The organism is Neotamlana sedimentorum (assembly GCF_000943565.1).
In the GTDB taxonomy this organism is placed as follows: Bacteria; Bacteroidota; Bacteroidia; order Flavobacteriales; family Flavobacteriaceae; genus Neotamlana; species Neotamlana sedimentorum.
In genome coordinates this window covers 452,712-466,032 of the sequence record NZ_JTDW01000001.1, presented here as the reverse complement: position 1 = coordinate 466,032, position 13,321 = coordinate 452,712, and the positions used below count along the sequence as shown (strand labels likewise).

Here is a 13,321-nt window from a genome sequence, read left to right as displayed (position 1 = left end):
TTAACCCTAATTAAAATGACACTTGATTAAAGGCAAACACTTTTGAAGGTGTTCTGGCTTCCTTAAAAATCGCTTCCATTTTTTTAACAATTTCGGGATATTGTTTGGCCACATTGTTAACTTCCTCAACATCTTTTGACAAATCGTACAATTGAATAGCTGCATTTGGATTTTTTAATACGTTGTATTTTACAGCTTTCCAATTCCCTTGTCTTATGGCTTGTCGGCCACCTCGTTCGTGAAATTCCCAATACAAATAATCGTGTTGTTTTTGATTTTCGTTTTCATTTAATAATGTGGGTAAAAATGAAATTCCATCTAAATTTTCGGCAACTGGCATTCCTGCGACTTCCGAAAAAGTTGGAAAAACATCCCAAAAAGCCGAAACTAAATCGGTTTTACTACCAGGTTTTATTTTACCAGGCCATTTTGCAATCATAGGTACACGAATACCACCCTCGTACAAGTCACGCTTAAAACCTTTTAGCGGGCCATTACTATTAAAATATTCTGGGTCGGCGCCACCTTCTTTGTGCGGACCATTATCTGAAGTAAACACCACGATAGTGTTATCATCAATACCAAGTTCCTCCAATTTTGTCATGATTTCTCCAACGTGGTTATCCATAACTTCAATCATAGCAGCAAATGCAGCATGCGATTCTTTTTGCGATTCGTAGCCACCTTTTCTGTATTTAGGGCCTCCGTCGGTACCTTTAAATTCTTTTTCAGGAAGATATTTTCCTCGGTATTTATCCATTATGGAATCTGGAGCAATTAATTCGGCATGAGGAATTATAGTTGGCACGTACATAAAAAAGGTGGTGTCTTTATGCTTTTCTAAAAATTCCATAGATTTTTCATGCACTAATTGTGGTCCATACTGCTGTTTTTTATGTCCTGCATTCCCTGTTAAAACAATAGAATCGTTATTACTCCATAAATGGTAAGGATAATAATGGTGACCTAAGCGTTGGCAATTATATCCATAAAACACATCGAAACCCTGTTTGGTTGGATCGCCCTCTGAACCAGGAAAACCTAAGCCCCATTTACCAAATGCCCCAGTAACATAACCTGCTAATTTTAGTTGTTCGGCTAATGTAAAAGTGCTATCTGGAATAGGATGCTGACCTTCGGGTTTAATTTCGCGGTTACCACGAATAGCCGTGTGCCCCGTGTGCATACCCGTAAGCAATGCCGAACGTGATGGTGCACAAACGGTGCTACCAGAATAATGCTGCGTAAACAACATGCCTTGTGATGCTAACTTATCGATATTTGGGGTATTGAATTTATCTTGCCCATAGCAGCTTAAATCGCCGTAACCCAAATCGTCTGCCAAGATGTAAATGATGTTGGGTTTGGTACTATTTTCGTTGTTAGCAGCAATCAAAGCACCTGCTTTACCTGCTCCTTTTCCGCAAGATAACACACAGAAAATCAAAATATTAATTAATAAAATTTTCCCTACTGGTTTCATAGTTTATTAAAATTTAATTACTAGGTTGCATTTATACAATTTCTTCACCTTGTTTACGTAATAAAAAATATTCTTCAAATATAAATAAATAAACAATAACCTACTAGTACCTACTAGTTGTAATCAAGTTATTATTGCGTCATTTTTTATCAATTCAAGACATACTTTATTTCGATAAGACAATTTCCTAGTCCAATTTTTAATTGGCAAAATCACTTTCGAAAGCACCGCGGTCTGGTTTTCCATGTATTGGACTACCTAAAAAATCTTCCTTTACATGGTTTTCTAACCAAATACCTGTATTTATTTCTGGTGAATGTTTTTTTAAAAGAAATCTTAAATACGATTTCCAATGTAATCGACTAGGCATCGCATTTTTAAAAAGCGGATTACCTATTTGCTTTTTAGAATCGCTTGGTGAATACTTTATATCTCCAAAATAAGTATTGGCTATAAATGTAAAGTCTTTACTCTTGGTGAACTCAAAATGATTGCCTTCGCCTAAAGAATAAAAAATATTGTTTGCATAAAAGGTGTTTTTTGGATAGCCATTCCAGTTTTTATGATACACTAATTGCACAGAATCTTGTTCCTTTCCTGCAAAAAAAGTGTTGTTATAAATTTGCGTATTCGTTGTTGTTCCGGAGTTCCTGATAATATGATGTGAATTGTTTTCAAAAACATTATAACGAATAAGTGTACCATCATTAAAACTGGTTTTATTAGCACCATTACAACAAATTAAAACTCCACCATGACCATTGTGATGACTGTAATTGTATTGAATTACGGTGTTTTTGCAATTCCAATCGCTATCAAAACCTCCAGCATCTACATCTTTTTTTCCGTCCCAACTATCGTCCGCTGTGTTATAATAGGTATAACATGCCTCGTTATACTGAAAACGAGCCCCATCACAATTAAATGGGAAAGAGGCATTGCCGCTTCCTTTAATACCGTTATGAGTAAACAAATTATATTCTATTAATGGTGCTTTTGCAACACGAACAATAAGCGCATTGGCACCTGCTTTTTCAAATTTATTATTTCTGAAAAAAATATTTTCACTTGGATACCAATTGTGTTTTTCTCCATTGGCTAAAGTTTCGCCCCACGTGCTATGTAAAGAACGACGGTCCCAAACCGATCTATTAGACCAACCAGTTCTGTCTACATCGTGTATATAACAACCTTCGGTATACAAGCCATTAAAATTTGATTTTACACGTTTTGAAACCTCTTTATTCCATGTGATTTCCACAAAAACACCTCCATTATTTTTGGTACTCATATCTCCATTTACAAAACAAATTTCTAGATTGGTTAAGTATATATCATTTAGTGTTCCGCAATCTTCACCTTGAATATAAATACCCATTTTAGGTGTATTTACATAAGCATCATTATATTTTAAAACTAATTTTCGTGGTGATTCATGCGAATTAAAATTCCGAATTTGTAAATCTCTTATTTCAATATATTCTTGATTAAAAAGCTTGATGGTGTACGACGTATTTTCACCTTCTGAAATTATACCGTTTGCATTTAAAACTGGTGCAGCCCCATTACCGTAGGCACCTAAAACAATGTGCTTATTTTTGGAACCACTACCTTTTGGGGATAAATTACCAACCCATTTACCGCCACGCCTAAAAAGAACAGAATCTCCTGGTTTTAGAATTAGTTGATTTATTCTAGTAATACTTTTAAACGGGGTATTTTTTTGAATTCCATTATTAACATCATCTCCAATAACATCATCAACAAAATAGGTGGTTTGAGCAGACAGAAATGCACTGGACAAAACTATGATACTAAGTATATTTTTTATCATTTTCATTATTCAAAAAAGTTTTAGTATTTCACTGCATAATGTTTTTAAAAAAAGTACTAACTAAAATTACAAAAGGACAATCAATGTTAACTACCACTTATAATCTTTACCCTCTCTACTTTGTTTCCAAGATATTTTAAGTTCCTCTAATTCGGCTATCATGCTATTTAATAATTCTGTTTTTTCTGCAGCTAAATTATTGGTTTCTCCAGGATCATTCTTTAAATCGAAAAGCATCATCTTATCACCTTTTTCTGGAATACAAATTTTGTATCGCCCTTTTACAAAGGCATACAATTCGGTGCCGTTATACAATCGCTTATAACCTGATGCTATTGGAATTAATCTTTCTAAATTTTGATCGCTAAAAATGATTGGTTTTAGACTTACCCCATCTAACACATGTTTTTTATTTAGCGTAACACCAAGAATATCTAAAATGGTCGGCAAATAATCGTTTGTTGAAGATTGATAATGGGAAATTTTTCCATCTGTGATTTTTCCTGGCCAATACACGAATGATGGCACACGCAATCCACCTTCCCACATTTGATGCTTGTGCCCTTTAAAAGGTTTTGCCGAAGCGTTACCTTTTCTAACCTGTGGATCTGCAGGACCATTATCGCTACAAAAGAAAATTATAGTGTTTTCAAGAACGTCTTGCGCTTTTAAAAAATCTTTTAACCGGCCTATTTGGTCGTCCATTGCGGTAATACTACCATAATAATGTTGTTTACCTAAAGGTAAATTAGGGTATTTTGCCAAATATTCTGGACCAGCTACAACAGGTTCATGTGGTGTATGAAACCAAATGGTAGCAAAAAATGATTGTTGCTTATTTATAGAATTTTCGATAAAAGGAATGGCACGATCCATAATAATACGGCTATCATCACCTTCTAAGTTATCGGTTACAGGTTCACCATTTCTTATATAGATAGAACCTCCCCAAGAACCATCTTCTTGAGAGCCCCAACTTGTCCAACCCTTCGGTGTTTTTGTCGGATCCCAAGTTGGCACAGCACTTTTAGTGGCAAAAGTTTCATCGTATCCATGATGCCATGGTGGTGAATATTTACCTCGGGACTCCACTTTATCTGGCTCCAACCATCCTAAATGCCATTTACCAAAAAACCCAGTAGAATATCCTTCTACTTTTAAAAGTTCAGGAATAGTTTTCTCAGCTGGTCGCATGCCTTCGGTATGCGCTGCAAAAATACCTTGTCTAAACGGATCTCTTCCTGTAAGCACACTAGCTCTTGTTGGAGAACATAAGGGTGCTGCAGCATAAAAGTTGGTGAATGTGATACCTTTTTTAGCCATATAATCCATTTGAGGTGTGAGAACCTCTTTGTTTTCGTTAAAACCAACATCACCAAAACCGAGGTCATCGGCCATTATTAAAATAATATTTGGCGGTTTCTCCTTTGTATTTGTGGTATCTGCAAATGTTTTTTGGGTTGTGCTTGTGTTTCCGTATAACAACATACTAAACATGAAAACAGCGAAGAACATAATTTGAAAACTATTTTTCATTTTATTTTGAATTTCATTTTTTACAGAAAAGATTACTATTAATAAGTAATCGCAATTTCATCTAACACTGGTTTTGACTTATTTTTCGAAGCATTAGAGATTTTCACTTCCAACTGAAACCCATAACCTTCTGGCAAATTTGAAACATTAAAAGACGCCGGAATGCGCTCTACCTGTTTCGCAAAATCTTTAATATAATTGTATTGCTCTTTAACCTGTTGCCATTCGCTCCAAGTATCAACTTCACCATTATTGTTGGTGTCTACTCCTACCCGAACCTCAACAGTTTCTACCCAGGGCCCGTTGCTTATGTAATCGGTATTCATTTGAGTTACCAAATAAAATTTTCCTTCGGCAAACATAATATCAGGATCTGGATGCCCTTGACCAATGTTTCCACAAAACTCAAAGGGTTTATTAATATCACTTGAAGTAAACCAAGCTACACTCATATCTTTTCTTCCATGGCCGTTTGCCGGATCGAAATCTGCGAATAAATAATATTGGCCGCCAATGGAAATAGAAGCCCAATCTCCATAGGCATTTTGCTCTGGTGAATGAATTTCATATTTACCATAAGCCCTCTTTTGTCCTTTTTTTACGCGATGCTGTGGCACATCTTCATCGGCTACTTTTGCAGGAAAGCGCTCTGGAGCTTCTTTATGCCAATGCGGATGGACATATTTTGCCATTTTTCCTGTAGGGTTTGTTCGCTCATCAACCGGCGGATTTAAAACTTTAAAATCGCCAGTACCAGTTTTACTTACCGCATGAACTGCTAAAGGCGAATCCCAGGCATGGGTAGATGCATTTATAGGCGACCAATCTTCAACTATTAAATGAAAATTCCCTTCTAAATCGCGAATTACCGCACAATCGGAACCATGTGTAACATCGTTAAACACCATGCCCATATTTTTTCCAGGAATGCCATCGGTTAAATTATCATCGATATAAAGATGTGGATCCTGATCGTTTGGAAAATCGTAATACAAATACAGTTTCCCATCGACATATTCTGCAGTAGTAACCCATTTTGAAAATTCTTCTGAAACCGGCCCGTGATGCACCCAATTTACCATATCGGTACTTTGCCACGCATGATAACCTCCTAAACTTGGTTTTAATCCTCCAGGAGCATCAAACTGATTTTTAAACGGTGTGGTTTTCAATTTAACATCAAACCCTTCTAAAACAGTATCTTTCGACTGAAAACCATTTTGTTTTTTACTTTTATTATACCTGCCAAACATCCAATAATTACCCGAACCCAATTGTAAGGCTACTGGCGCGTCGGCTAAATTAGTAGGTCCAATATTTTGTACTGGCTGCCAATTAAGCCATTCGTTTGATTGTGAAAACGTAACAGCTTTTAAAGTTTGTTTTTTACTAAACTTTTTAAAAATGGTTTTAAAACTTGCTGTTTTAGACGTAGGCTCTAAATTGCCATTTTTAATTTCGACGTTATTAAGTTGATTAATACTATTTTGCCAGTCTTGTTGCGAATCGATTATCCAGTTTGTAGAAGTTGATTCCTGTTGTTTCTCTTTACAAGACACTATGATTGCAAAAAATGCTATTCCCAATAAATATGTTATTCTTATTTTCATGTTTTTATTTTTAAAAATTTAATACCGATGCTGGCGGAAGCGGCACCTTGTTATCTTTTCTCCAAGATGTTAATTCTGACAACAACTCTTTTATGACTTCTTTTTCTTCCGAAACTAAATTTTCAGTTTCTTTTAAATCGTCTTTAAGATTATACAACTCCAATTTTCCATCGTTTAAAAACTGAATAAGTTTCCATTTTCCTTTTCTAACAATAGAACAAGGCGGATTTTTATAAGTGCTTGCCAAATGCCAGAACAAAGCTCTTTCTTTAAAGGAATCGTTATTTAACAACGGAACAATAGAAGTTCCATCTAACACGCCGTTGTAATCTTTTATGTTTGCTAAGTCCAGAAATGTTGGAAAATAATCCATTCCGCAAATAGGGGTTTCTGAAATTCCAGCCTTTATTTTACCTGTCCAATTCACAAAAGCAGGCACTCGAATGCCACCTTCGTAAATAGTTCCTTTAGCTCCTCTTAAACTATTTGTATTACTTTGTAAACCGTTAAACCCGTTATCGGAAGTAAAAATAACCATGGTATTTTCTCGTAAACCTTGTTCATCTAAATAATCGAAAATACGTTTTACGTTTTCATCAATCGAAGCAATCATCGTAGCGTAACCAGCAATTTCTTCCAAACGTTTTTCTCCTTGTCCTGTAACTGCATCTGGTGTTTTGTTTAAAAACTTTTGATATTGCTCGTTGTTTCTTGGTACCGTTGGCCGATGTGGTGCATAGTAATGTAAATTCACGAAAAAGGCTTCGTTTTTATTTCTTTTGATAAAATCGATAGCATCATCTGTTAATCTATCAGTTAACCATTCATCTTCTTTTTTATCTTTTATAAACGGATTTTTAAACGGTGCTTTGTAACCACCACTCTCTGCTTTATACCCTTTTTCATAGCCACGCGCAGGATCGCCCCACCACGTACCTCCAACATTTTCATCAAAACCTTTTCCAATTGAATAGTATTGTTGAATTTCTGCAGATTGATGTTCTTGTAACCATTTTAGACTTCCGTTAGCAGGTTGTTTTAAAGGCTTTTTAAACGGGTAATTTGTTTCTTCCTTTGGATTTGGACCTACCACATGCCATTTTCCCAAGTGAATGGATTTATAACCTGCTTCTTTAAGTGGTTGTGCATACATGATGTGTTCTAAACCTACTGTCCAACGTGAAAAAATGTTGTGTTCTGCATCTCCTTTTTCTAATACGGGCACATTGTAAACACCCGTTCTAAAAGACTGCTTTCCTGTTAACAAAGCTGTTCTAGAAGGTGAACAAGTTGGGTACATGTAAGCATCTGTAAACACAAGACTTTCTTTAGCTAAAGCATCTAAATTTGGCGTTTCAAACCATTGGCTTCCCATAAATCCTACATCTTGCCAACCCAAATCGTCGGCCATAATAAAAATGATGTTGGGCTTTTTTTCTTGTGCGCAAGCAATGTTTAACCCTGCTACTAATAAAACAATATATATGTCTTTAATTTTCATTATGGTTACCCGAGTAATTTTAAATCTTTTGGCCACTCTTTTACATCTTCATAAAATTCGTTGCCTTTTTTAAATACACTATTTTTATCCATTTTGACCTTCCCTTTTAGCAAACCCATGTCTATTTTTTCATTATCAAAATAACTATTGATAACGTTAGATTTGCCTCCTACAATTCTCCACATGGCGCCATAGCCGTTATTGATAACTTCACAACGATTTAAAATAACATTTTGAGGCACCCATTTTGGATCTTCGGTATATTGAAATTTGTTATAATATTCTTCGCAAGGAAACCACATAGCTACTCTTTTAAATCCTGACAAATGATGTTTGTGAAAAAACAAATAACCACCTTGATCATTATCGGCTTGAATACCATTTCCTTTTCCGTTTTTCATCACACAACGTTGTGTTAACAAATGTGATGTAGAAGTATATTTATTCGATTTACCCTCAGCAGGATTAGACATGTCGCAATCCGACTGCAACACATAGCTCACAAACAAAAAGTACACATTATGGTGTAAACTACCTTTAAGTCCATTGTTTTGAAAATGGCTATTATCCATAATAATATGATTCACACGACTAATACCAATTCCATGAGAATTAATGCCGGTAATGTTAACATTTTGCCACATAAAACGTTCGTGTCTATCGTCGTTTTGTCCGCGTAAATTCAGTCCACTTTTTGTATGCTCTCCGCCTTGAAGAGTGATGTCTTTAAACACAATATCGGTAAGTTTTTGTTCTGCCTGATCCATAAAATGGCCTTTACCCGTGTGTTTTAAAATTGTTTTACTTCTTCCAGCTCCACAAAGCGTTACTTTACTTTTAATTTTTAAGTTATCTGTAGTATGTATTCCTTCTGTTAAGTACACAATTCCGCCACCGCTTTCGTGAGCTTTATCAATAGCTGTTTGCACATCATCTCCAGGAGTTAGCATAATAATATTATTTAAATATTGTTTAGGATATTGAGCATGTATAAAATTGTCGTTCCATTTTTCTTTCATTACCGAAAGCACTTCGGGTTCTATACTGACTTTTTCTATTTGATATTTAGCCAGTTTATTCCCATCAGAAATCAACTGAATTTTTAAATCTTTAGCTAATTTTGATGTATTTACTTTTATTTTCTGCTCTTTGAATCCTAGTTTTGAAATACGTAATTCTATTTTTTTTGAATGTGATTTATGCAGTATCAATTCAAATTTTCCATCAGATTTTGTTTTAGTTCCTTCTCCATTGGCATGAATAGAAACACCATCTAAAGGATTATTATTTACATCTGTAACCCAACCAACTAAAGTTATTTTATCTTTAAATTGAGCAAAAGCATTGTTTGAAAAAATAATAATTAGAGTAAATGCGAATAATATTATTTTTAAAAACTTATACCTCATTTTAAAATTATTATCTGTTTTAGTGGTTACCATCTAAATCTACTTTTTTGGTTCCTTCTAGTGCTTTACTTGCATCGTTTTGAATCGCGTTTGGTGTATGCTGATTGGTGTTTGTTTCTATCTCAAAAGACCAAGCATATTCGCTTTTTCCTAAATCTGATGGCGGAATAATTTCTAAACCATTAGCGGTGACATTCCAAGAAACCTCGGCATCTGTTCCTAAAAGCTTTACCGATTTTACGTCCATATTTGTCCAACCTTTAGTCGCTTCTATTAAAATTGGAGCCAAAGGCTTATCCAAAGCAATGGCATATAATTTTGTTCCTTTGGTAGTAAAAGCTAGATTACCATTTTTTTGATGATTTTCTTTCCAATAACGCGTTCCATAAATAGCAGCTCCGTTGGTAGCCAACCATTTTCCCATAGCTCTTAATCGTTCCTCTTGCTCTGGAACAATAGTACCATCGGCCTTTGGCCCTATGTTAATTAAGAAATTTCCATTTCTAGAAATTACTTCTACCATTTCATGAATAACACTTTCAACCGTTTTGTAAGTATCGTTTTCTAAATATCCAAACGAGGTTCCAAACGTAGTACAGCTTTGCCATTTAGGACCAATCACTTTTAATTTTAAGTTGTCCTTTTCTAAACAACCAATGCCATCGGGCCAGTTTCTATTCTTTCCTTTGTTATTTACATAAACCTCTTGATTATTTTGGGCTCCATTGTTCATAAAATCCGTAATCATCAATCTACATTGGTCGTAATAGTATTGAATTTCTGGCTTAAATACTTTAGGTTCTACTTGTGTATTGTTTCCATCTCTTGTAAAAATTGGAATGTCGTCAATCCATAAAAAGTCAGGTTGATATTTATCTTGAATTTCTTTCCATCTTGCCACATATTCATCAACAGCTTCTTTACTAAAACCAAAAGATCCGTATAACGATTCCGCTTCAGGGTTTCTTTTAATTTCTTCTAAAATATCATCTTGAGCTTTGGCATGTACTTTATATTGTTGCTTGGTAAAAAAACTGGTATGACGTTCTCTGTGATATGATGGCGCGTATTTTAAACCTTGGGCTTTAACCGCTTTTCCTAAATCGCCTACCAAATCTCGTTTAGGTCCTTTATCCATGGCATTCCAAGGTGTTAAATCGGAATCCCAATTGGCCCAACCATCATGATGTTCGGCTGTTAACACGACATATTTTGCTCCAACCTCAGCAAACAATTCTGCCCATTCCTCTGGATTCCATTTTTCTGCTTTAAACTCTGGGATGATGTCTTTATAACCAAATTCTGGTGGTGCTATTCCCCAACGTTCTCTTAAATAAGGATAATAGTAGGATGAATCTTTATAAATTAATTTAGGAGTATGCTCCGCATAACCTCTTCCTCCTTTGCGGTGACCAATAACACTATAAGGTCCCCAATGGATAAAAATTCCTATTTTACCATCGTTAAACCAATTGGGTACTGGCATTTTTTGGAGTGATTCCCAGCTACCATCATATGGTAATTGAACAATTTCTTCTTTCTTTACTTCTGATTTACAAGCCAGCAATATTAAAGACATTATTACTGTTAAAAATAAAAATTTAGTTTTCATATTAATTAAAAGCTGTTTTTATGTCGTTAATTGATACTCCAAAAAGTTCTTTTACCAAAGGATTCAATGTTATTTCATCCCCTTCAATATGATAAGTAGTTTGAATATGTGTGCCACTTTCTCCAGCCTTTAAAGCTAATGCAGGAGAAGAGGTTTCTAACTCATAAAAAGGCCCTAAAGGTTTAGCTCCAGGTTCTGGTGCGCCATCGTTATAAGCATTAATAACATCTCCACTAAAAGGTTCTTCTTGAATTTCCCACATCGAGTTTACGTAATCTGTAACATTTTTAGGCTTGTTGTATTTTACAATAGTTAAAATTCCGTTTGCTGAATCGTAAGAACCTGCAATATCTTTTGCTCGCATTGGCGTTAAACCTATTTTACTTCTGTATTCTCCATCGCCTTTAAAAAAAATGGCATTTCCTTTTACCACCAATCTATCTGCGGGCACTTTTCCAAAATACGTGTCGTTTACTACCTTTCCTAATGCAGCATCATCTCCTTGAACATAAGGAATTAAAATAGTGGTATTTGGCGAGTGATTAAACATGCCTAACAACCAAATAGACAATAAACCGCTATCTTTTTTCCAATCTTTTGTGCCGATATTGGTAAGTGTATTTTTAGTTTGATACGCTACAGTTTTTAATTGATTAGATAATTCTGAAAGGTTTAATTGCTTTTGAATATCATCCTTAGAAAGAATAGCTACTTCTCTTTCAATTTCCATATCGAACTGGAACCCTGAATAATTTTTTAAAGATGCTTTTTTGGTAAACGTAGCCGAAGTTGCCGATACGTTTTTTACATCAAAAGGTTCTAAATCTATTAATTTTGGAGTGTACCAATCATCTAGAGTAAACTCAGCTCCTTTTTCAAAAAAGATAGAGTATTGTCCGCCTTCTGGCCCTAACCAAAAACGTTCTTCTCCTCCGTAAACGTTGATGTGTTCTTGAATCTCTTCAGACTCAAACAACTCACGATTAATCCAACCGTAACTTCTACCGGATTTTCCATCGGCAGAACTCGTCATAACACGACCTTGCAATGCAGCCGAAACTGCTACTTTAGATTGATTGCTAGCATCGCTAAGTTCTATTAATTCGATGTAATTTTTCATAAAACGCACATCATCATTATAAGAACCCGTAACCTGCTCTACATGAAGGTCAACCGCTTTATCTTGATTTGCTTTTGATTTCTTTTTTTGGTTACAAGAAAGCAGTATTCCTGCCAACAGTATTAAAAACCCAATTTTTCGAGCGGATAGCACATTTGTTTTTTTCATCAATAACATTATTTGTTTAATATCTTATTATTTTGGTTTAGTTGTTTTTAAATTAATGTCAGTTAGTTGCCCCAATTTAAATCATAACGATGTAAAAACGGCAAAGACGTATCGGTACTTTCAATTTCAACACCCCAATTAATAGGTGCTGCATCTCCAGCATCTAAAAAATTATTGGATCTATAAGCACCTCCTGCATCTGGCCCATTTTCAACATGATGCGTTTTTTTAAAATGAAACCCATCATCGGAATACAATACCGCCCGTAGCAATTCATCGGGACCTGTTTTACCAATTACGGCTGCCACACCTTTTCCTTTTGGCCACGCTAAAACGGCATGACCTCCTTTTATCACAGGATTTCCGTTATATTTTACATAAGGTCCTTCGGGCTTATTTGCAATGGCTACACCCATTTTTGTGTAATGCGGACTTTCCCCTAATTTTCTTCCTTTATAGTACAACCAATATTGATTATTTCTCGCAATCAAACAAGCATCATCAATCAAATGACTATCAAAATCTTCTGGATGATTACTATTTGATAAAATTGGATTTGTGAACAATCGTTCCCATGGCCCATCAGGAGAATTGGAAACGGCTAATCCAATTTTGGAATCTGGATTAAATCCTTTTCCGTATTTTTTTGATGTTCCTGTATAAAAAAGCCAATATTTTCCTTCTGCCACCATAATATTAGGCGTAAAAACACTACCTGCTTCCCAAGAACCTGGTTTTCCTTTTGCTAAAGCCATCCCTTTTTCTGTCCATTGATATCCATCGGGAGACGTTGCATACCAAACCGTAGCATCGTACCCTGTTTTTATTGGTCCTTTGGAATACCAAACGTAATACAAATCATTCACTTTAATAACATCACTTGGGTCTCTACGCATTACACCTTCTTCTTCACCAATGCCTGTAACTACCGAATAAGTTACCGTAACATTTTCTATATTTTGAGCTTCGATTTTAAAAGTCACCAATAAGAAAATTGAAAACATAAGTCTTAAAATACCTCTAAACGTCTTTACCTTCTGCATCATAG

The 13,321-nt window shown here is 35.2% G+C and carries 9 protein-coding genes; all 9 read right to left on the bottom strand.

Features of this window, described 5'->3' with window-relative positions; translation table 11 throughout:
• Positions 1-10 precede the first annotated feature (10 nt).
• A complete protein-coding gene (locus PW52_RS01960) occupies positions 11-1,483 on the bottom strand; it encodes an arylsulfatase (protein ID WP_044631215.1) in 1,473 nt (490 codons plus the stop codon).
• Between the two features lie 199 nt (positions 1,484-1,682).
• Entirely contained in the window at positions 1,683-3,323 is a 1,641-nt protein-coding gene (locus tag PW52_RS01955) for a right-handed parallel beta-helix repeat-containing protein (RefSeq protein WP_044631214.1), read from the bottom strand.
• Between the two features lie 84 nt (positions 3,324-3,407).
• Positions 3,408-4,853: a sulfatase family protein gene (locus PW52_RS01950; protein WP_082050803.1), complete on the bottom strand. Its 1,446-nt coding sequence runs from the start codon at positions 4,851-4,853 to the stop codon at positions 3,408-3,410.
• 38 nt (positions 4,854-4,891) lie between these two features.
• Positions 4,892-6,463 (bottom strand): glycoside hydrolase family protein, encoded by a 1,572-nt coding sequence (locus tag PW52_RS01945; protein ID WP_052823322.1) that lies wholly within the window; start codon positions 6,461-6,463, stop codon positions 4,892-4,894.
• A 10-nt stretch (positions 6,464-6,473) separates the two neighbouring features.
• On the bottom strand, positions 6,474-7,964 hold the full coding sequence (locus tag PW52_RS01940) for a sulfatase (RefSeq protein WP_044631213.1): 1,491 nt from the start codon (positions 7,962-7,964) through the stop codon (positions 6,474-6,476).
• 5 nt (positions 7,965-7,969) lie between these two features.
• Positions 7,970-9,406, bottom strand: a complete 1,437-nt coding sequence (locus PW52_RS01935) for a carboxypeptidase-like regulatory domain-containing protein (protein ID WP_044631212.1) — start codon at positions 9,404-9,406, stop codon at positions 7,970-7,972.
• Positions 9,393-10,985: an alpha-L-fucosidase gene (locus tag PW52_RS01930; RefSeq protein WP_052823321.1), complete on the bottom strand. Its 1,593-nt coding sequence runs from the start codon at positions 10,983-10,985 to the stop codon at positions 9,393-9,395. Before PW52_RS01930 ends, PW52_RS01935 begins: the two co-directional genes overlap by 14 nt.
• Before the next feature lies 1 nt (position 10,986).
• Positions 10,987-12,273 carry a DUF6786 family protein gene (locus PW52_RS01925; RefSeq protein WP_082050802.1) on the bottom strand — a complete coding sequence of 429 codons (1,287 nt, stop codon included), beginning with the start codon at positions 12,271-12,273 and terminating at the stop codon, positions 10,987-10,989.
• 62 nt (positions 12,274-12,335) lie between these two features.
• On the bottom strand, positions 12,336-13,319 hold the full coding sequence (locus tag PW52_RS01920; RefSeq protein ID WP_052823320.1) for a family 43 glycosylhydrolase: 984 nt from the start codon (positions 13,317-13,319) through the stop codon (positions 12,336-12,338).
• Positions 13,320-13,321 lie beyond the last annotated feature (2 nt).

Bases quoted from the DNA above. Each gene is read 5' to 3' on its own strand.
- PW52_RS01930 (WP_052823321.1), bottom strand. From the start codon at position 10,985: ATGAAAACTAAATTTTTATTTTTAACAGTAATAATGTCTTTAATATTG.
- PW52_RS01960 (WP_044631215.1), bottom strand. From the start codon at position 1,483: ATGAAACCAGTAGGGAAAATTTTATTAATTAATATTTTGATTTTCTGT.
- PW52_RS01955 (WP_044631214.1), bottom strand. From the start codon at position 3,323: ATGAAAATGATAAAAAATATACTTAGTATCATAGTTTTGTCCAGTGCA.
- PW52_RS01950 (WP_082050803.1), bottom strand. From the start codon at position 4,853: ATGAAAAATAGTTTTCAAATTATGTTCTTCGCTGTTTTCATGTTTAGT.
- PW52_RS01945 (WP_052823322.1), bottom strand. From the start codon at position 6,463: ATGAAAATAAGAATAACATATTTATTGGGAATAGCATTTTTTGCAATC.
- PW52_RS01935 (WP_044631212.1), bottom strand. From the start codon at position 9,406: ATGGTAACCACTAAAACAGATAATAATTTTAAAATGAGGTATAAGTTT.
- PW52_RS01925 (WP_082050802.1), bottom strand. From the start codon at position 12,273: ATGAAAAAAACAAATGTGCTATCCGCTCGAAAAATTGGGTTTTTAATA.
- PW52_RS01940 (WP_044631213.1), bottom strand. From the start codon at position 7,964: ATGAAAATTAAAGACATATATATTGTTTTATTAGTAGCAGGGTTAAAC.
- PW52_RS01920 (WP_052823320.1), bottom strand. From the start codon at position 13,319: ATGATGCAGAAGGTAAAGACGTTTAGAGGTATTTTAAGACTTATGTTT.